Consider the following 19,931-nt stretch of genomic DNA (forward strand, 5'->3'; position numbering starts at 1 on the left):
GCCGGATTGCCGCATTGTTTTTCCGCCGCAAGCCTTCACGGGGCGTTGACAGGCGCCCGGCCGCTCTCTAATGACACCGCCAGTGCCCAGGTGGCGGAATTGGTAGACGCGCACGGTTCAGGTCCGTGTGCCGCGAGGCGTGAAGGTTCGAGTCCTTTCCTGGGCACCAATTCACCGGATAGTTCCGGGAAGCCAAAGAGTTCAGCCACATCACTGTCCCGCAATGACCCGAGTTACGCGACCGGGTGATGCAGATAGTTCTGCATATGGCTCAACCATGGCCGCATCCTAGACTGGTGTTTTCTGGGTGCAGCGGGCTGTCTGGGCGAGTCGTCGCGATGCCGTAGGCAAGCGAGAGGAACTCGTTTCGCTAGGCACGAAGGACGCCAAGCTCGCGCGCGTGAAGTACGCACAGGTGTAGGCCGAGGTCGAAGCGCGATGGGCGAACCTGCAAAATGGTCAACGATCACTGACGGAGCGTGAAGCGCACGCGATGGCGCGCTGGAACCGCATCACATCGATTGACTCCGGGCCCGTGCACACGTCGCAGTCGGTGGCGTGTACGCGGGGGCTGATGGTCTGGTTTTTCATCCTAGGTCCGAAAATCCATGCTGGTTGATCTGATTGATCCTAACGGTTTTGTTCGCCGTAAAGGAGATACCATGAGCACAGTACTCGTCACCGGTGGCACCGGGTTTCTCGGTAGCCACTGCATCCTGCAACTCCTCCGCGACGGCCACGATGTGCGCACAACAGTGCGAGATCTTGGGCGGGAGCAACACCGAAGGTCTATCCTTGAAACCAACGGCGCCTCGACGGAGATGCCCTTGTCATTCGTGGCGGCCGATCTTCTGACCGAGAATGGCTGGATAGAGGCGGCGTCGGGCTGCGACGTCGTCCTGCACGTCGCCTCTCCTTTTCCCGCAACCCAGCCGAACAACGCGGACGAGGTCATTATCCCCGCAAGGGACGGCACCCTGCGTGTGCTTCGTGCGGCCCGCGACGCGGGGGTCAGGCGTGTCGTGCTCACGTCGTCGTTCGCCGCAGTTGGTTACGGACGGCAGCACCCGGGCCGGGCCTACGACGAACGGGACTGAACCGAGGAAGATGCGCCGAACGCCCCCTACATCCGGTCCAAGGTCATCGCCGAGCGAGTGGCTTGGGATTTCGTTGCGCGCGAAGGCAATGATCTAGGCCTAAGCGTCGTCAATCCGACCGGCATATTCGGGCCCACGCTCGGTGCCGACTACTCGGCCTCGATTGGAATGGTAAAGGCGATCCTCGAAGGGCAGGTGCCCGGTCCACCCGACATGGCTTTCGGTGTCGTGGATGTGCGCGATGTCGCGGACTTGCACATACGGGCCATGTCGAGTCCCAAGGCAGTGGGCGAGCGGTTCATTGCCGTTGCGGGCCCCGCGCTTTCGCTGAGAGACGTGGCGTGGACCCTCTCTGAAGAACTCGGCGAACGGGCTGACGGCATATCGCCGGCACTTCTGAGCGCACCGTCAACAACGCAGGAAGGCACCCAGCGTCCGGACGCCAGCAGCGCAAAGGCGCGTCGTATTCTCGACTGGTCGCCGCGCCCGGCCAGCGAAGCGATACTCGCCAGTGCGCAAAGCCTCCTGCAACTGGGCCTCATCGAATGATCGACCGCTATGAGAAGACGCTTAGAAGGGTTTCCCCAACAGGCAGGTGGTCGGAAGCGCCGTCGCGAAACGTTGAGGCATACTGATGCGAGGCATTAGGATTTAGCGCCGTCTTGCTCGAAAGCGACGTTCAGCCTGGAACGCTTCTTTCGCCTATCTTACGTCGCAACTTGTCTGAGGCCTTGGAGAGTATCGGGCGTCCATGACCGAACACTGCCTTCTCAAACTGGAGATGGGCGAGCCTACGCTGGGAGCGTCGTCCTTCAGCCTCGTCTTCGAATCCAACCGGGTCGGCTAGGCCTATGATGTTCATGAACACGTCGCCACCGATCAAAAGGTGATCGTCCCGCCAGAGGTAAGCGAGGTGTCCCGCGTCATGACCCGGTGTGTGTATTGCTCGCAAACCGCCGGCGATGTCCAGTACTTCGTCGCTCGTGACCTGCTGGTCGATTCGGATGGGTCGCGTACGCTCATCGGGATTCCATACCAGCCTGAACATGGTTTTGTGTAACACTCCAGGCGCAGCCGTCATCGGCCGGAAAGGACCACCGCTTTCAGCGATCATAGCGTCGGCCGCATGTATGTAGGTCCGGGCGCCGGTCGCAGCGACGATGGCCGCCGCGCTTCCAATATGGTCGGGGTGGCCATGAGTTAAGACGAGATGACGAAGATCACTTGGCTTGCGGCCAAGCTGGGTCAGGGCACGAAGGACGACGTGCTCCTTGTCAGGGAACCCGGCGTCCACAAGCGTCAGTTCGCCCTGATGATCGAGCAGGACCGCGTTGGCATTGCCAAGCGCGAGAAGCCAAGCGCCGTCGGCGATCTTTGTCAGTGCCATCCCAAAATTCCAATCGAAGTTGTCTGCCAGATGTCGTTGCCCCTAGTATCGCACTCTGCCTTCATGGCGGCGGCATAGAGTTCGTCAACCTTTACAGGGTTCGCCTTTGCCATCAGGATCAGCGAGTAGAATGCGACCGTACGGATCCTTCTCGGTCGCCTCGCCCGGGTGGACCTGACGTCGGAAGCGGAGTGTTCCCGGATTTGACGGGTAGCGAAGGGTGGCAAGGCAGGCGCTTGTCCATCCATCACATCAGTATGTCTGGAAGGCGCCGAAACCCTTCGCCAGGATAGGCCCGGTCGGCAGCCCGGTTGGCGATCCACCTTCAGGCTCAAGCGTGATCTCGTAGAGCTGGTCTTCTGCCGGTGGCGGTAGGTTGAAATCGTCCAGCCGCGTCACGCGGGCGTCCGGCAAGAGACCCATGGATCTGGGGCCCATATCGGCAGAAGGCAGAGTCCACACCTGCATCACGCGATCGTCCGGCACCTCGACGGCCGTGAGAAATCGAAGACGCGCCGTATCGTCTCCGAAATCTTCCACCATCGCCCGTGGGACGCCCGCATCATCCAGAAGAACAGCAATGACCCGAGGGTCGGCAGAGCCGGCCTGCCAGCCGATCCCAAGCCCCACGGCCAGCGCCAGCATGGCCGCCGCCGCCGGCAGCACCGTGCGCCGCACCATCGACTTGCCGCTGGCCGCCGACCGAACCGGTACCGTGTCGACCCGCTGATCGATCGACGTCAATTCCGCAAGGATGCGTGTCGACAGGCCGCCGGGCATGGTCAACGGCGCCGTTTGCAAATCCAACTCGACGAAGCGGTCGCGCGATTGGGCAATGGCGCGCGCAACTCCCTCGTTTGTCTCGGCAAGCCTCTCGATACGCCGCGCCTCTTCCTCATCCAGAAGTCCAAGGACGTACTCGTCGGCTGTCTCGGGAGAAAACGGGCTCACGACAGGCACTCCCGCAGTTTCAGAAGCCCTCGGCGTATCCATGACTTGGCCGTACCCAGCGGAACCTTCAGGACAGCTGCCACCTCTCCGTGGCTGTATCCGGAAAGATGCGCCAGAAGGATACCGGTCCGTGTCGCCGGTTCGACTTGCTCCAGACAATGCCGAAGCCGGCTCGATCCGGGCAGCATGCGCCATTCGGTCGGTTCGTCATGAATGGCCCGCGCATCTTGAAGTTCGACGATGTCTTCGGGTGCCAGTAAACTCATACGCTTTTCGCTGCGCAGGATATTGAGACAACGGTTGCGCAGGATCGCATACACCCAACCACGCGCCGATCCGTGATCGGCCTTGTGCTGATCCGCCTTCCGCCAGATCTGGATCATCGCGTCCTGCAAGGCTTCTTCGGCAAGTTCGACACGACCGAGAATGCGCTTGGCCACCGCAAAGAGCCGGTCGCCCTCGAGGGACAGGATCTGCGCGATGCCGTCGCGATCCCCGCCTGCACATGCCGCAATTGCTGCGCCCAAATGTTCGTCGCCAACGGGATCAGCCGACGCACCACCGGATGCCGGAGCAAAAGCGAACCCACTGGTGGGCGTCGTCTCGGTCACGCACGCATCCTTCTTATTACCCGTCCAAACGGCACCGACTTACAGGATGACAACGCACAATCGCAAACGGATGCAGAAAAACATGCGGGCCCTGCATCCAAACGCAGCATGGGAGTGTCTTCAAGGTCGGCATCGTAAATCGCGATGTCCAACCATTAGTGGAGAACGCGCATGATCCGCACCACCACCACCCTCATCGCCTCGGCAGCCCTCTTGGCCTTCGGCACGACCGCCTCAGCGGCCCCGGCAGTCGCACTGGTCGGAGAAAAGACACTCGCCATGTTCGATACCGACACCCGCGCCATCACCGGCACGATGGATGTCTCGGGCGTCGACAGGCTCGTCGGCATCGACTTCCGCCCGGCCGACAACACGCTTGTCGGCGTGACGGATGCCAACGTTGTTTTCACCATCGATCCGGCAACCGGTGCGGCCAGCGAATTGTCGACTATGGACACGCCTCTGGACATGGGCGACATGCCGGTCATCGTCGATTTCAATCCGATGGCGGATCGTCTGCGCTACATGACAGGCACGACGAACCACAGGGTGAATGTGGACACCGGTGAAGTCACCGTCGACGGTGATCTCAGCTTCGTCGAGGCCGACATGCACGCGGGCGAAGAGCCGGCCATCGTGGCGGCAGCCTATATCAATAGCCTTGGCAAGCCTGAAAGCACCGCGATGTACAACATCGACGGCACCATCGTCGCGCTCATACAGCAGACCGCTCCCAATGATGGAACGCTGGCGTCCATCGGCAAATTGGGAATCGAGAATCCTGCCTCAAACTATGCGTTCGACATCTCGGCCGACGCCGAGTTGAACAACACCGCATGGCTCGTCAATGGAACGACGTTGTTCACCGTAGATCTTGAGACTGGCGCAGCTACGGCTGTCGGCATGATCGAAGGCGTGGACGGTGAGATCCGCGACATTGCTATCGCCCCGCCGATGTAAGCACTGCCGCTTCCAGTCGCATGGCGCCAGCCGTCCCGATGTTCGGTTTGGCTCGTGCTGTGCTCAGATTGCTGCTCCGCGAACTCGGCGCCCTTTGCGACGGCGACCGCGTTCCCGGACAGTATATCGGCTTTCCTGACCAGGATTCCTGTCTACAACTCAAGTCGGACTGCGCCGCCGAAGCTATAGGTTGATGAGCGGCCATACCCAGATGAGGATCGTCAACACCGCAAGGGCGCCCGCGTATAAAGCACCGACCGCGTCGAGTGCAGGGGAAGCTGCCGGTCCGCTGATCCCAGTAAAAGCCGTTGCCACTGGGATGCGCGAGGCATCCTATGCAGTCGTTCTCTTGAACCACCTCGCCGTCCGTTCGATTATCGCCTCCTTGCCATTTGCTACAGAACGACGATACAAAACTTAAGCGTCAGCATCTGATAAGCCATTGTATTATCTTGATATTACTACGTCCGGGCTCGTTCCTTTCCTGGGCACCACCGGATTGTTCCGGGAAGCCAAAAAGCTCAGCCACATCACGGTCCCGCAATGACCTGGGTTACACGACCGGGTGATGGCTACTTTTCACCCAGATACTGAAACACAAGCTGCTTCCACCAGTCGCTTTCGACGGTTTGGATGAGGCTGACGTTCACGGGCTCACGCAGCGCGCTGTTGTTGGGCAGGGCAATCGCGTAGTTCTGCTTGACGAAGGTGGTGTCGAGAAGCTGCAGGCTGGATGCGTAGTCTTGCGAGATCAGCCAGTTCAGGAGAGGCCGGTCGTAGACGAAGGCGTCAATCTGGTTTGCTCGCAACGCCTCCAGGCCAGCTTGGACCGTCGGGTAGTCCCGATGGCGGACTTGCGTCGCATCGAGATAGGCGGCGGTCGAAGAAGCCTCGACGTTGCCCACTCGGACGGACTTCAGGTCGCCTTCGTTCTGTACCAGCCCCTCAAGCTGGTTGACCGTCAGAACCGAAGTCACCCCGGCCGTGAAGATCGCAATGCCGAGGATCGAGCCAATCATCCAGACGACGGCGAGAACCTGGCCTGGAACAGAACGCGGACCGAAATTGCCGGTGGTCGCCTGGGTCGCCGCGTTGGTGGCCCACCACAAGCTCGCGAACATACCCTTGGCGACCCCTCCGCCGAAGTCTTCATTGTCGCGACGTTCGAACAGCCAGATCAACAAGCCGACAAGCAGCGAGATCCCGATCAGCGCCAGGATGGCCTGCACGAAGCCGAACGAGGTCAGCGCGTTGAGAAGTGGACGCCAGGACGGTTCGCGGCTGGCAGGGATCGCGATGCCGAGCCCGGTCGCGTAGAAGGGCTGCGTGAAGTCGACGGTCTTCTCGCGTTCGGCCGTAACGGTGATGGCGGCGGTCGCCGCGTCGAACCTGCCGGAGGCGACGCCCGCAATCTGCTCCTGGACGGTTCCGACTTCCTCAAATCGATATTGCAGCTGAAGCGAGTCTGCGATGCGCTGCCACAAATCGACGCTGAGGCCGGTCCAGGTCCCGTCCTGACGCTTGTAGGCGAAGGGTGGCGCAAGCTTGATGCCGATGATGAGTTCGGCAGGTGAACCGCCCGCAGGGGGTTGCACCGGCCTAGGAGACTGAGCCGCGGCGGTGCCGCTCAGAACGAGAAGAGAGAGCAGGATGCCGACAACCAAGCGAGCCAGACGCATGAAACCTGCTATCGTCACGGAGAACGTCATGGAGCTTCGTCCCGGCAGGACAACCCAAGGAAAGAAGGGATTGGAGTACTCTGTCCGGTTCCGTACTTTAGATTGCAAGTAGAAACCTGTCTACGGGATCGGACTCACTGGCGTCTGATTGCCGTTTGCCGATCTTGCTTCCGTTACCACCAGCTTCTCGACCTCATCGCCCGAACCACGCCGCGGGACGAAAAAACTCCCCGCGTCCGCAACAACAAAATAAACTACCTCCAAAATCTATCAATTTTGTAGACTTTAATGCGGTGACGAACTTGAGGTCATTTCGATGCCGCAGACGCCTTCCAATCCGATCCAACTGGGCTCCAGCCTGCCGGACTTCGTCCTGCCCGGGCCCAATGGCGCAAGCATAACCCCGGCCGATTTTGCCGGGGCCCCGGCCCTGCTGGTGGCCTTCATTTCCAATCGGTGTCCCTTCGTCGTACTGATCCGCGAAGAGCTCGCAGCCTATGCCCGCGATTACGCCGGGAAGGGTGTCGCCGTTCTGGCGATCAATTCCAACGATGCGACCCTTTACCCGGAAGAAGCGGCGTCGGAACTGGCACGTGAGGCAAGCGACCACGGCTATGCCTTCCCCTATGTGAAGGACGCGACACAGGACGTCGCGCGGGCATTCCGCGCGGCCTGCACGCCGGACCTCTTCCTTTATGATGGCGCGGGCCGCCTCGCCTACCACGGCCAGTTCGACGACGCGCGTCCGGGCAACGGCAAGCCGGTCACGGGTGCGGATCTGAGGGCGGCAAGCGACGCCATCCTGGCGGGTCGCCCGCCCGTTGCAGCGCAGCTTCCGTCCATCGGGTGCAACATCAAGTGGCTGCCTGCCGAGGTCCTGCCGGACCAGCGCAAGGCCTCGTGATCGCGGCGCGAGCTTTTCCAACGCATCTTCAGTCAGGAACGCCGATGGCAACGGCCCGCAAGGACAGTTCGCTACCCAATGGCACCGTGCTCGGCTGCGACGTCCTGGTTGTCGGCGGGGGGCCGGCCGCAGCCTGGGCGGCTCTGTCCGCGGTCGAGGCGGGCGCCCGCGTCGTGCTGGCCGACAAGGGCTATTTCGGCACGAGCGGCGCGACCGCCCCGTCCAATACCGGTACCTGGTACGTGCCCCCGGGCGAAGCCCGCGCAACGGCGGTCGACGCCCGCTGGAAGAAGACGGCGGGGCTTGCCGACCGCCGCTGGATGATGCGCTGCGTCGATACCTGCTACGATAACCTGTCTCGGTTGGTCGAATGGGGATACCCGTTCCCCAGCGACGACGGCGGAAACCTGTACGTCGCCAACCTGCGCGGTCCCGATTACATGCGCTTCATGCGCGAGCGCGTATCGAAAGCGGCCGTGCGTATCCTCGATCATCACCCGATCCTCGAACTCATCGGCGAGGGCGCGTCCATATCGGGGGCCGCCGGCTTGGCGCGCGCCAACGGGCACGATTTTCGGATCGAGGCGAAGGCCGTGGTGCTCGCCACCGGCGGATGCGCCTTCTTCGAACGTATCCTTGGCGGAACGGGCCTGACCGGCGATGGCCATCTCTTTGCGCTCGAAGCAGGCGGCGCCCTGTCCGGAATGGAATTCAGCGGGAAATACACGCTCGCCCCCTACGGATCGTCGGTCAACAAGGGTTTGCCCTTCCGCTGGGCAAGCTTCTACCGCGCGGACGGCACCCCTCTCGTCGGGCCGGACGGCGCGCAGTTGACGAATGGAATAGGCGGAGCAGAACGGGCCATCGCCGCGGCCCTGATGGAGGGGCCGGTTTACGCCCGGCTCGATCTGGCCAACGCTCCCCTGCGCGATGCACTCCGCCGGGGGCAACCCAATTGCTTCGCCCCCTATGACCGGATGCGGCTGGACCCGTTCGAGGATCGCTTCCGTATCGAGCTGAAATACGAAGGGACCATCCGCGGCACGGGCGGAATCCGGATCGCCTCTGCCGAATGCGCAGCCGGCGTGGCCGGGCTGTTCGTCGCCGGCGACGCGGCCAGCCGCGAAAACGTAACCGGTGCGATCTCCGGCGGCGGCGCCATCAACGCGTCCTGGGCGATGGCGAGCGGCTGGTGGGCGGGCCACGGCGCGGCGTCCTTCGCGGCCAGGCGGCCGGGCATCGACGCCGGGCGGCTGACACCCCTCGGGCGGACGGGGCTGCGCGGCGCAAGCAGTGCCCGGCCCGTCGACATCGCGGCGGCCGCGTTGCGGGTGCATGCCGAAATTGCGCCGCTTGGCAAAAGCTACATTCGCGACGCCGCAACCTTGCGGCAAAGCCGAAATGCCGTCGACGCGGTCTGGCAGGAGCTCCATGACCATCTGGAGGCGACCGGCCGCGAGCGGCTGCGCGCCCGGGAACTGGTCGCGGTGACGGCTGCAAGCCGCGCTACGCTGACAGCCGCCGCTTTGCGCACGGAAAGCCGGGGCGTTCACCGCCGGGCGGATTTCCCCGGCGAAGTGCCCGGCATGGGACGCCGCATCATCGTATCCGGCGTGCAATCCGTCTCGGCGCAGCTCGAAGCGGAGGCAATCGACGCCGGGGTCGCATCATGATCGAGATCGTTTCCGAGGCACGCTGCATCCGCTGCGATATCTGCGAACGGGTCTGCCCTGCCTTCGTCTTCGACCGGGACGAATCCGGACTGCCCTTCATCGCAAGGCAGGATGACTGCCAGACCTGTTTCCTCTGCGAAATCTATTGCCCCACCGACGCGCTCTACGTGGCCGAGCATGCCCACGGGCCGACCGGCATCAGCGAGGCGGAGGCCGAGGCCGCCGATCTGTTCGGCAGCTATGCCCGCGCGCTCGGATGGCGGCGTGGCCGCTCCGGCGGCGCTGCGGACGATCCGACACATCGCCTCCGGATGGCGCAGGCATGAAGTTCGAGAGGAGAAGCCCATGGACCGCATAACAGTGAGGGACGTCTGCAAGACGTTTCGCCTCAGGCCGGGCCAGACCGTGACGCTGGATGGCCGCAAGAGCGATCGGGTCGAGGTTCTGGCCGGCGTCGATCTTTCGATCCGCCGCGGCGAGTTCATAACCCTCGTCGGCCCTTCGGGCAGCGGCAAGTCGGTCCTGCTCGACGTCATTGCCGGATTGACGGATGCGACGTCCGGCAGCGCCGAGATCGACGGACGCTCGGTGACGAGACCTCACGCCGATACGGCCTACGTCTTCCAGCAATATGCCCTGTTTCCATGGCGGACGGCCATCGAGAACGTCGAGTACCAGCTCGAGGTCCGGGGCGTGGGAAAGGCGGAGCGGCGCGAGCGGGCTCTCCACTTCCTCAACCTCTTCGGTCTGCGGGGCTTCGAGGATCGCTACCCCTCGCAACTGTCGGGCGGGATGCAGCAGCGCGTGGCCATCGCGCGCTCCTTATCGAGCGACCCCCAGGTCCTGCTGATGGACGAACCCTTCGCCGCGCTGGACGCCCAGACGCGCGATATCCTTCAGATAGAGCTTTTGCGCATATGGGAGACGATCCGCACGACGGTCGTCTTCGTCACGCACTCGATCGACGAGGCCATCTTCCTGGCCGACCGCGTCGTGGTCATGACGGCGCGTCCGGCCCGGGTGAAGGAGATCGTCGAGATAGACCTGCCGCGCCCGCGCGACATCGAATGTCGGAACGGCGCCGCCTTCAACGACTATCGCGGCCATGTGTGGAATGCCCTGCGGGATGAAGTCCGCAAGGCCCAGGCCGACTGGTCCCTCGCTTCCGCCTTCGGTCATTGAGGAGCCGGTCATGACCTATGCATCATCAGCCAAGGGCGGTGAAACGCCATTTCCGACGAATAGGCGGCTTCGGTTCAGCGTGGCCAACTCGGCCTTGCGGGCCGCTGCAAGCACGATCGGCTGCGGGCTCCCGGCAATGCTTGCATTCGCCCTCCTTTGGGAGATGGCGCCCCGGCTGGGCTGGATCAACGCGCTGTTCTTTCCGCCGCTCAGCCGGGTCCTGGCCAGCCTCGGCGACATGATCGCCAGTGGCCTCATCGTGCAGCATCTGGGTATCAGCCTGCAACGCGCGGCCATCGGCTTCCTGCTGGCCGTGGCGGTGGCCATCCCGCTCGGGCTGCTTATGGGCCGTTACACGCTGTTCGAGCGCATGAGCGACTTTCTGGTGCAGACCTTACGCAACACATCGCAGTTCGCCCTGCTGCCCGTCTTCATCCTGGTGCTCGGCATCGGCGAGGCATCCAAGATCGCCATCACCTTCTATGCCGCCGTGTTCTTCCTGCTGGTCAATACCATCGTCGGGGTCAAGTCGACCGATCCGCTGCTGCTGAAGGCTGCGCGCTCGATGGGCACGTCGGACTGGGACCTGTTCCGCAAGGTGATCCTGCCGTCGGCGATCCCGTCGATCGTGGCCGGCGCACGACTGGGCGTGAAATCCTCGCTGTTCTCGGTCATCGCAGCCGAGATGCTGGCAGCGCAATCGGGCATCGGCTTTCTCATCCAGAACTCGTCGCTGATGCTTCAGACAGACCGCATGTATGCCGGCATTCTGACGCTCACGATCGCCGGCCTCCTGCTCAATTATGCCCTCGTCGCCTTCGAGCGGCGCGCCACGCGCTGGCAGCCGCACGGCGACGAAACCGACTGATCCCTTTTTCAATCCAATCGAAACGGAAGGCCGTTACCCATGCGCACGACCAAACCCCTTCTTACGCGGCGCCTGTTCTCCGCCACTCTTGCCGCCGCAGTCGCCATCGGCGCCGTTCCGCTGGCCGGGGCGGCGTCTGCCGCCGACGACAAGCCGGACGCCATACGCATCGGCTCCACCGCACCGGGGCATTTCAAGTTCATCCTGTTCCGCCACCAGAAGCTTCTCGAGAAGGAATTCGAGGCGGATGGAATCCCGATCGAGCTGACGACGTTCGACGGCGGCTCTGCGGCGTCGGTTGCACTGGGGTCCGGCGCCCTCGACGTCACCTATATCGGCAACAACCCTTCGCTGCGGTTGGCGGCGAGCGGCGCCAACGTCAAGCTTGTCGGGCTTTCGAGCTGGCTGCCGTCCAACGAGACCCTTGTGCTCACCCGCGCCGACTCCGACATCCGGACGCTTGCCGACCTTAAAGGCAAGCGCGTCGGTTATCTTGCGGGGACGGTTCGCCACTCGACATTCGCCAAGGCACTGGAAGCACAAGGACTGTCGATCGACGATGTCGAGAGCCTGAACATCGGCATCGAGAGCTCCGGACCGGCCCTCGCCCGGGGCGATATCGACGCGATCGTGGAGGGGCAGGGTTCCGCTCAGCGCCTCGTGGAGGCGGGTCAGGCACGCATCGTCTTCGATGCGGCCAAGGACGGCCGCCCCGAATGGGCGGTGCCGCATGCCATAAGCGTCAACGGCGATTTCGCCCAGCGTTATCCCGACATCGTCGAGCGCATCCTGAAGGTCGACATCGCGGCGGCCGAGTGGGTCGAAGCCAATCCGGAAGAAGCCATCTCGATCTTCGTCGAGGAGACCGGCAACAGCGAAGCCGCTGTCAGGGCGACCTATGCGGATGGTCGTTTCTACCAGAACCCCGAGATCACGCCGGCGGCCGTGGAGGCCCTCAAGGGCGAGGAAGCCTTCATGGCGAAGGCCGGCCTGCTGCAGGGGTCGATCGACTACGACCGCTGGGTCGACCGATCCTTCTTCGAGGCGGCGACCGCCGAGCGCACCGCCGGCAACTAAACCTTGCCGAGCGCAACGACCAGCGACAGCCGAGCGGAGGAGCGGGCCGGGCGTCCGCGCCTCGTTGCCGGCATCGTCGCCGTCGCCTTCTTCATGCAGATGATCGACGGAACGATCATCGCAACCTCCCTGCCCGCCATGGCGGCCGATTTCCGGACCGACGCGATCTCGCTCAATGTCGGTTTTACGGCCTATCTTCTGGCGATGGCGATCTTCATTGCGCCGTCGGGTTGGCTGGCGGAGCGGTTCGGCGCCCGACGGGTCTTCCTTCTGGCCACGATCCTCTTTACCGCCGCGTCGCTGGCCTGCGCGGCGGCGGGCTCGCTCACCTCATTCACGCTGGCCCGCGTGGTGCAAGGCGCGGCGGCGGCCCTGATGGCCCCGGTCGGGCGGCAGCTCGTCCTGCGCGGCACGCAGAAGCACGAGCTCGTCCGCACCATCGCAATCATCACCTGGCCGGCGCTGATCGCCCCAGTCGTGGGTCCCCTCCTTGGCGGGTTCATCACCACCCATGTCGGCTGGCGGTGGAACTTTCTGATCAACCTACCCATCGGCATTGCCGGCGCCCTACTGATCCGTCTTTTCATCCCTGCGGATGAAGCACGGACGGCCCGGCGGTTCGACTGGGCCGGCTTTGCGCTGTCCGCCGGGGCCCTCGCCGCTCTCGTCACCGGCCTGGAACTCTTCTCGCATGAGGGCCGCGCCGGGCTGGCGCTGTCGCTTGTCGCCGCCGCGACGGCAACCGGCATGCTGGCGATACGGCACATGAACCGAAGCCTGGCGCCGTTGCTGGACCTCAAGGTATTGCAGGTCCGGACATTCGCTTTCTCGGCCTTGTCCAGCGGCATCCTGACGCGAAGCGCGATCAACGCAACGCCCTTCCTGCTGCCGCTCCTGCTGCAAATCGGCTTCGGCCTCGACGCAATCGCCACCGGCTCGCTGATCCTGGTCTATTTCCTCGGCAATTTGGCGATGAAGGCGGCGACGACCGGCTTCCTGCGGCTTCTGGGCTTTCGGACATTGCTGGTCTTCAACGGTGTCCTCGCTTCAGCCCTCGTGGCCTGTCTCGGGCTGATCGGCCCGGACACCGGCAATACGCTCCTGTGGCCGGTGCTGTTTGCCGCCGGATTGACGCGGTCGATGCAGTTCACTGCGCTGAACACCATTGCCTTCGCCGACATCGAGGCTCGCCAGCGGGGCGACGCGGCCACCATATCGGCCATGTCGCAGCAGATTTCCCAACTTCTGTCCATCGCAGGATCGATCGCCGTCATACGGCTGATCCACGCGTTCGACCTTGTCGGGCCAGACCGGGAAGCGGCCGCGTTCGCCCTTGCCCTCATGGTGATGGGGGCCATCGGCATCGCATCTTCGCTAGCCTTCCTGCGGCTGCCGGCAGATGCCGGCCACGAAGTTTCCGGCCGCCGCGCCTGACAGGCATACAGGCAGATGGAAGGGCTTGTGTCGCCATCGTCACGACGACGGCTTCCTGCTTTCGCTTACATCCGGTCGGTTGTCGAAGTCCGGGAAGCCCTGTCGACGACCAAAGCTGTTATGCTAACGTGGGTCGATTCACTCCCAACGACCCTTCCATATCTCAGGCTCGGACACCCTTGATGAAGCTTGACCGTATCGACATCAAGATCCTGCACGAGTTGCAGAAAAACGGTCGCGTGACCAATGTCGAACTAGCCAAGCTTGTCAATCTTTCCGCCAGCCCGTGCCTGATGCGCGTGAAGAAGCTGCAGGCGGAAGGCTACATCTCCGGTTATTCCGCGCAGATCAACGTCGCCAAGCTCGGTGCGACCCTCACGGTGTTCACCGAAGTCACGCTGAAGAACCATCAGCAGATCGACTTCGCGCGCTTCCTTACGGCCGTCGAAAAGGTCGATGAAGTGGTGGAATGCCACCTCGTTTCCGGCGGGTACGATTACCTGCTCAAGGTCGTGGCAGCGGGGATCAGCGAGTATCAGGCGATCATGGAGCGTCTGTCGGGCCTGGACATCGGCATCGACAAATATTTCAGCTTCGTTGTCCTGAAGTCGCCTGTCGTGCGGGCCCACCTGCCGCTGAAATCCCTGTTTCCCTACTGACGATCCGCTGCGCGGACCCCGCCTCCGGCCTTCAGTGCAGGCCATCGTGCCGAAATCCCCCCCATAAACGGAATATCCTGCTCCGGGACCGCAGAATTCGGCAATCCGTCCGGTGTGTTCAGTCCTACCGTCATCGCATCGCTCCACCCGGCATCCCGCGCCGGCCAAAAGGACAGTGCGCATGAACACCTTCCGCCCGAAGTACATCACCTTCGACTGCCATGGCACGCTCATCCATTTCCAGATGGCGGAAGCGGCCGTGGATCTGTACGGCGCCCAGCTCGGCAAGGAGCAGTTGGAGGCGTTCATCAGGCACTTTTCGGCCTATCGGCTGGACGAAGTGATGAAGGACTGGCAGCCCTATGCCGACGTCGTCCATAATGCGCTGGAGCGGACCTGCAAGCGCAACGGCGTTGCCTTCAAGGCAGAGGATGCACAGAACATCTACGAGCGAATTCCTTCCTGGGGCCCCCATGCCGACGTGCCGGAGGGGCTCGCCAAGGTCGCCAGGGAGTTCCCGCTTGTCGCGCTGACGAACTCGATGGACGCCCAGATCCACTCCAATGTCGCCAAGCTCGGCGCGCCCTTCCATGCAGTTCTGACGGCCGAGCAGGCCGGCGCCTACAAGCCGCATTTCCGGGCCTTCGAGTATATGTTCGACACGCTGAACTGCGGCCCCGAGGACATCCTCCACGTTTCGTCGTCGTTCCGCTACGACCTGATGTCGGCCCACGATCTCGGGATCAGAAACAAGGTCTGGGTGAACCGGGGCCACGAGCCGGCCAACCCCTATTATGGTTACACCGAAATCCCCGACATCCGTCACCTTCCGGGCGTCGTCGGCCTTTGAGCGCACCCATTGGCCCCGTCGTGGGCACGGCGCCCGCCTTGGCAGGGCAGGCACCGGGTCCGCGCACGGGAGCCTATTTCCGTGCCGGCGCGGCGGCCCTGACGAACCTGCCAAGCGTCTTCGATGCGCGTATCCTGGCCGAGTTGCTCGATCGTCACTACGGCCTGTCGGGTGCGATCGAGCCTTTGTCATCGGAGGTGGAGCATACGGCCGAGGTCACGCTCGCCGATGGCACGCGGCTGATCCTGAAGACCGCGCGCCAACCGGAGGCCGTGCCCAGCTTCCGCTTTCAGTCCGCAGCCATGGCGGCCCTGGAAGGTGCCGACGGATTCCTTGCGCCACGCCTTCTGCGCACGCTGCGGGGGGCCTCGATGTTCGAGGAAGCGGGCGTCTCGGGCTATCTCCAGACCCGTCTGGACGGCGTACCCCTCTATCGCGAGCGTCGCACACCCGACCTCCTGCGCCGAACGGGCCGCGCGCTTGGTTGCCTCGACCGTGCGCTGGCAGCGCACGACCTTCCGGCCGCCGACCGCCCGGTCCTGTGGCACGTCGGCTGCTGGTCCCATCTCATTCGGCTTCGGACCTACCTGCCGCAGGGGCCCGTGTCGCAAACCGTTGCCCGCGCGATGGAAACCTATGTCGATCGCGTCGAGCCGGCGCTCGTCGATCTGGCGTGGCAGGTTGCGCACAACGATCCAAGCCCCTTCAACACTTTGGCTTCGGATGAGGGCATCGCCTTTATCGACTTCGGCGACGGCGTCTTCGGCCCCCGCATCCAGGATCTCGCCGTTGCGGCGAGCCATCTCGTCTCCGATCCCGCACTTCCGCTCGGCGGCGCCGAGCACTTGATCGCGGGTTACCATTCCGTTCTGCCATTGTCCGCGCTGGAGGCGCAGCTCCTGGTGGGGCTGATGACGGCGCGGCAAGGCGCGTTGATCCTCATAAACTACTGGCGCTCGCACCTCTTCCCTGCCGACGCCGCCTACATCAACAAGAACGTCGGCCGTGCCGAAGCGGGCCTCGCCATTCTCGACCGTCTGAGCCCGATCGAGGGTGAGGCGGCGGTGCGCGCGGCCCTTGAAACGTGAAGCCACCCAACGCGGCCGCTTGCGAGCGCCGCATCCCCCTCCTTCGAACGGGACGGTTCCCATGTCCGTAGATCTGATGCCCAACCGCTACCGGCCCGGCGAGGCCAATCTCGCCCCGCGCGAGGCCGACCTCATCGCCCGGCGCGACGGCGTCCTGGGTGCGTCCTATCGCCTGCAGTACCGCAACCCGGTGCACTTCGTGCGTGGCGAGGGCATGTGGCTCTTCGATCCCGACGGGCGGCCCTATCTGGACTTCTACAACAACGTCCCGTCACTCGGTCACTGCCATCCGGAGGTCAACGCCGCCATGGCCGAGCAGGCCGGGCGGATCAGCGCGAACACGCGCTATCTCGAGCCGCGCCTCGTCGAGTACGCGGAGCGGCTGGTTGCCACCTTCCCGGCAGAACTCGACCGCATCGTCTTCACCTGCACGGGCAGCGAGTCCAACGACCTCGCGCTGCGCATCGCCCGGTTGGTCTCGGGCAACGAGGGTGTGATCGTCTCGGCCTATGCCTATCACGGCACGAGCGCAGCTGCGGCCGAAGTATCGCCCAATCTCGGCGATGCGGTGAAGCTCAGCCCGTCGGTGCGCATGGTTCGGCTGCCGGGCGTTAAAGGCGTCGCACCGGACAAGGCAGCCGCCTTCTTCGAGGCCGAGGTCCGGGGGGCGATTTACGATCTCCAAAGGCGCGGCATCGGGGTCGCGGCCCTTCTGGTCGACAGCATCTTTTCCAGCGACGGTGTCCATGTCGATCCGCCGGGCTTCATCGCCGGGGCGGTGGCGGCGGTGCGGGAAGCGGGAGGGCTTTTCATCGCCGACGAGGTGCAGCCCGGTTTCGGCCGGACGGGCGCGCATATGTGGGGCTTCGAGCGGCATGACGTGGCCCCCGATCTTGCGACGCTGGGCAAGCCCATGGGCAACGGCTTTCCGATCGGGGCGGTAGTCGGACGTCAGGCGCCGATGGACCGGTTCGGGGAAACCGCGCGCTATTCCAACACCTTCGCCGGCAACACGGTGGGCATCGCGACAGCCGACGCCGTTCTGCGCATTCTCCAGCGAGACGGCATCCTCGAAAACGCTTCGGCCATGGGCGAGCGGCTGGCCGCAGGGCTGCAGGCACTGTCCGCACGCATGGACGGTGTGCGCGCCATGCGCCATGCCGGCCTGTTCTTCGGCATCGACATCGGCAGCGACGACATGCCACCGGCCGCGCGCCGCGCAATGGCGCTCGACGTGGTCAACGCGATGCGCGACGACGGCGTCCTGATCAGTACCTGCGGCGCCAACGAAGACACATTGAAGGTGCGTCCGCCGCTGGTATGCGAGGCGCAGCATGTCGACCGCTTTCTCGAAGCGCTCGAAGCGGCGCTTCGAAAGCTGGCCGCATAGGCCGGCAAAAGGCGGCCGGACCCGCCCGCGCCGCTGCCTTGTTGCTAGGCGGTCTGCGCACCAGAGTGGCAAAGGGTCGGCGCACCGGCGAAGCCGCCGTGCCGCGCCTTTCGTCGCCGCCATCCAGGCACCGGGAGCCGCCGAAAGCGGGCACGCGCCGCGGACCTTCCGGGTCGAGTGGATCGTGCCGAATCGCCGACCCCGTGCAGAAGCTTCTGCTGCCGCCGCGGCACGATTCAGCGATTTCAGTTGGCCCAAACGCGCCACACTCGATGCAGGCGCCGGGAAGCCTTCGAAGCGAATGCCCATCGAGAGCACGAGAGTTTCCCGCACTGCCGGATTGAGTTGACGGCCTCGAATGCCATCGTCTGCCCCATCGATGTGATGATTTATCAGACAGCACTGACAGGAACGAGTTCGATGACGCCTCAATACAAGACGAACGGAACAGTGGCGCCGGCGCTTTCGGTGAGTGCCCTGACGATCGATCTGCCCGAGGGGATGGAACGGCGTCATGCCGTCGAGGACATCACCTTCGATCTGCAGGCGGGGCAAATCCTTTGCATCGTCGGCGAGTCCGGCTCGGGCAAATCCGTCACCGCGAACACGATCATGGGCCTCCTGCCCCGTTCGATCCGTGTCTCGTCCGGAAGCATCCAACTCGGCGGTCCGGAGGGGACAGCCATCGTCGATGCTTCTCCCGCAACGCTGCGCAACCTTCGCGGGCGCACCGTGTCGATGATCTTCCAGGACCCCCTCTCCGCGCTCAACCCGCTGATGACGGTGGGCCAGCAGATTACGGAAGTCCTGACCGCGCACGGCGTCGGAACCAGGGACTGGCAGCGACGGCGGGTCATCGAGCTTCTGACCGAGGTCAACCTTCCCGATCCGCAGCTCATGTACGACCAATACCCGTTCCGCCTGTCGGGCGGGCAGCGCCAGCGCGTCATGATCGCGATGGCCTTGGCGCTGGAACCCACGGTGCTGATCGCGGACGAACCGACGACGGCGCTCGACGTGACCACGCAGGCGCAGATCCTGCATCTCATCCGGGATATCCAGCGCCGCAAGGGCATGAGCGTCATGTTCATCACCCACGATTTCGGCGTGGTGGCTGAGATCGCCGACAGCGTGATCGTGATGGAGAAAGGTCGGATCGTCGAGCAGGGCAGTGCCGAAACCGTGCTGAAGTCGCCCTCCCATCCCTACACCAGGCGCCTGATCGCCGCCGTGCCCAGCCTGACGGGCAAGGACCGTCCGGTGGCCGCCGCAAGCGACAGCGGTCCTGTCATCAAGGTCGAGGGACTCGCCAAGACCTATCGCAGCGGCAGCGCCCTCTTCGGCAGCCAGCGTATCGTGCCCGCCGTGCAGAACGCTTCGTTCGAGCTTCGCGCCGGACGCACGCTCGGCATCGTCGGCGAGAGCGGCTCGGGCAAGTCCTCGCTCGGCCGGCTCCTGGTGAAGCTGCAGGACTGCGATGGCGGTCGCATCCAGTTCGAGGGCCGCGACATCGCCGCGCTTTCCGAGGCGGAGTTCCGACCGCTCCGCCCCAGGATTCAGATGATTTTCCAGGACCCGTTCGCGTCGCTCAACCCGCGTTCGACCATCGGCCGCATTCTCACCGTCGGTCCCGTTGCGCATGGCATGCCCTATGCGCAGGCACGCAGCGAAGCGAAAGAGCTTCTGGAACATGTCGGCCTCGACGCCGGCGCATTCGAGCGTTTTCCGCACGAGTTCTCCGGCGGCCAGCGCCAGCGCGTCGGCATCGCCCGCGCCCTGATGTTCAAGCCCAAGCTTCTCGTGGCCGACGAGGCGGTGTCCGCGCTCGACGTGTCGATCCAGGCGCAGATCCTGAAGCTGCTGGACCAGATCCAGCGCGAGACGGGCGTTTCCATGATCTTCATTACCCACGACCTGCGCGTCGCGAGCCAGATCTGCGACGAGATCGCCGTGATGCAGAAGGGCTCGATCGTCGAGCAGGGCCCGCCCTCGCAGATCTTCCTCAATCCCCGATCGGCCTACACGCGCGAGCTCGTGGCAGCGATTCCGGGCGACAAGCCGGCGGACGGCAGCTCCGCCGTCCTGAACTGATGCCGCGCCACCGATACCCATACCTTCAAC

The 19,931-nt window shown here is 63.9% G+C and carries 17 protein-coding genes, 1 tRNA gene and 1 pseudogene; 15 read left to right on the forward strand and 4 right to left on the reverse strand.

The window, feature by feature from the left end; genetic code table 11:
- Positions 1-84: 84 nt before the first annotated feature.
- A tRNA-Leu gene (locus AUL31_RS18095) sits at positions 85-169 on the forward strand.
- A 493-nt stretch (positions 170-662) separates the two neighbouring features.
- Positions 663-1,646: pseudogene (locus AUL31_RS18100) on the forward strand (SDR family oxidoreductase).
- A gap of 130 nt (positions 1,647-1,776) precedes the next feature.
- Here AUL31_RS18100 and AUL31_RS18105 read toward each other — a convergent pair.
- The 3 genes from AUL31_RS18105 to AUL31_RS18115 all read right to left on the reverse strand — a co-directional run bounded on the left by AUL31_RS18105 (position 1,777) and on the right by AUL31_RS18115 (position 4,046).
- Positions 1,777-2,484 carry an MBL fold metallo-hydrolase gene (locus tag AUL31_RS18105; protein ID WP_060609859.1) on the reverse strand — a complete coding sequence of 236 codons (708 nt, stop codon included), beginning with the start codon at positions 2,482-2,484 and terminating at the stop codon, positions 1,777-1,779.
- 252 nt (positions 2,485-2,736) lie between these two features.
- Positions 2,737-3,435: an anti-sigma factor gene (locus AUL31_RS18110; RefSeq protein ID WP_060609861.1), complete on the reverse strand. Its 699-nt coding sequence runs from the start codon at positions 3,433-3,435 to the stop codon at positions 2,737-2,739.
- Positions 3,432-4,046 (reverse strand): sigma-70 family RNA polymerase sigma factor, encoded by a 615-nt coding sequence (locus AUL31_RS18115; protein ID WP_082647011.1) that lies wholly within the window; start codon positions 4,044-4,046, stop codon positions 3,432-3,434. Before AUL31_RS18115 ends, AUL31_RS18110 begins: the two co-directional genes overlap by 4 nt.
- 171 nt (positions 4,047-4,217) lie before the next feature.
- Between AUL31_RS18115 and AUL31_RS18120 the strand changes: the two genes are divergently transcribed.
- A complete protein-coding gene (locus AUL31_RS18120; protein ID WP_060609865.1) occupies positions 4,218-5,006 on the forward strand; it encodes a DUF4394 domain-containing protein in 789 nt (262 codons plus the stop codon).
- Positions 5,007-5,578: 572 nt separating this feature from the next.
- Here AUL31_RS18120 and AUL31_RS18125 read toward each other — a convergent pair.
- Positions 5,579-6,715 (reverse strand): transporter substrate-binding domain-containing protein, encoded by a 1,137-nt coding sequence (locus AUL31_RS18125; RefSeq protein WP_244489457.1) that lies wholly within the window; start codon positions 6,713-6,715, stop codon positions 5,579-5,581.
- A gap of 286 nt (positions 6,716-7,001) precedes the next feature.
- Here AUL31_RS18125 and AUL31_RS18130 point away from each other — a divergent pair, with 286 nt between their 5' ends.
- The 12 genes from AUL31_RS18130 (at position 7,002) to AUL31_RS18185 (ending at position 19,901) form a co-directional block, all read left to right on the forward strand.
- Positions 7,002-7,589, forward strand: a complete 588-nt coding sequence (locus tag AUL31_RS18130) for a thioredoxin family protein (protein ID WP_060609868.1) — start codon at positions 7,002-7,004, stop codon at positions 7,587-7,589.
- 44 nt (positions 7,590-7,633) lie between these two features.
- Positions 7,634-9,262: an FAD-dependent oxidoreductase gene (locus AUL31_RS18135; protein WP_060609871.1), complete on the forward strand. Its 1,629-nt coding sequence runs from the start codon at positions 7,634-7,636 to the stop codon at positions 9,260-9,262.
- Complete coding sequence (locus AUL31_RS18140; protein WP_060609874.1) at positions 9,259-9,588, forward strand: 4Fe-4S dicluster domain-containing protein; 330 nt, start codon at positions 9,259-9,261, stop codon at positions 9,586-9,588. Before AUL31_RS18135 ends, AUL31_RS18140 begins: the two co-directional genes overlap by 4 nt.
- Before the next feature lie 19 nt (positions 9,589-9,607).
- Positions 9,608-10,444, forward strand: coding sequence for an ABC transporter ATP-binding protein (locus AUL31_RS18145; protein ID WP_060609877.1), 837 nt, complete (start codon positions 9,608-9,610; stop codon positions 10,442-10,444).
- Between the two features lie 10 nt (positions 10,445-10,454).
- Positions 10,455-11,312, forward strand: a complete 858-nt coding sequence (locus tag AUL31_RS18150; RefSeq protein ID WP_082647012.1) for an ABC transporter permease — start codon at positions 10,455-10,457, stop codon at positions 11,310-11,312.
- Positions 11,313-11,351: 39 nt separating this feature from the next.
- A complete protein-coding gene (locus AUL31_RS18155) occupies positions 11,352-12,389 on the forward strand; it encodes an aliphatic sulfonate ABC transporter substrate-binding protein (RefSeq protein WP_060609881.1) in 1,038 nt (345 codons plus the stop codon).
- 3 nt (positions 12,390-12,392) lie between these two features.
- Complete coding sequence (locus AUL31_RS18160) at positions 12,393-13,823, forward strand: MFS transporter (RefSeq protein WP_060609884.1); 1,431 nt, start codon at positions 12,393-12,395, stop codon at positions 13,821-13,823.
- Positions 13,824-14,005: 182 nt separating this feature from the next.
- Positions 14,006-14,482 (forward strand): Lrp/AsnC family transcriptional regulator, encoded by a 477-nt coding sequence (locus AUL31_RS18165; protein WP_060609890.1) that lies wholly within the window; start codon positions 14,006-14,008, stop codon positions 14,480-14,482.
- Positions 14,483-14,663: 181 nt separating this feature from the next.
- A complete protein-coding gene (locus AUL31_RS18170; protein WP_060609895.1) occupies positions 14,664-15,332 on the forward strand; it encodes a haloacid dehalogenase type II in 669 nt (222 codons plus the stop codon).
- Positions 15,329-16,420, forward strand: a complete 1,092-nt coding sequence (locus tag AUL31_RS18175; protein WP_244489458.1) for a phosphotransferase enzyme family protein — start codon at positions 15,329-15,331, stop codon at positions 16,418-16,420. The genes AUL31_RS18170 and AUL31_RS18175 overlap by 4 nt, the downstream gene beginning before the upstream one ends.
- Positions 16,421-16,481: 61 nt before the next feature.
- Entirely contained in the window at positions 16,482-17,810 is a 1,329-nt protein-coding gene (locus tag AUL31_RS18180) for an aspartate aminotransferase family protein (RefSeq protein WP_060609899.1), read from the forward strand.
- A gap of 420 nt (positions 17,811-18,230) precedes the next feature.
- A complete protein-coding gene (locus AUL31_RS18185) occupies positions 18,231-19,901 on the forward strand; it encodes an ABC transporter ATP-binding protein (RefSeq protein ID WP_060610201.1) in 1,671 nt (556 codons plus the stop codon).
- Positions 19,902-19,931: the final 30 nt, after the last annotated feature.

It is taken from the genome of Aureimonas altamirensis, assembly GCF_001463885.1.
Classification (GTDB): Bacteria; Pseudomonadota; Alphaproteobacteria; order Rhizobiales; family Rhizobiaceae; genus Aureimonas; species Aureimonas altamirensis.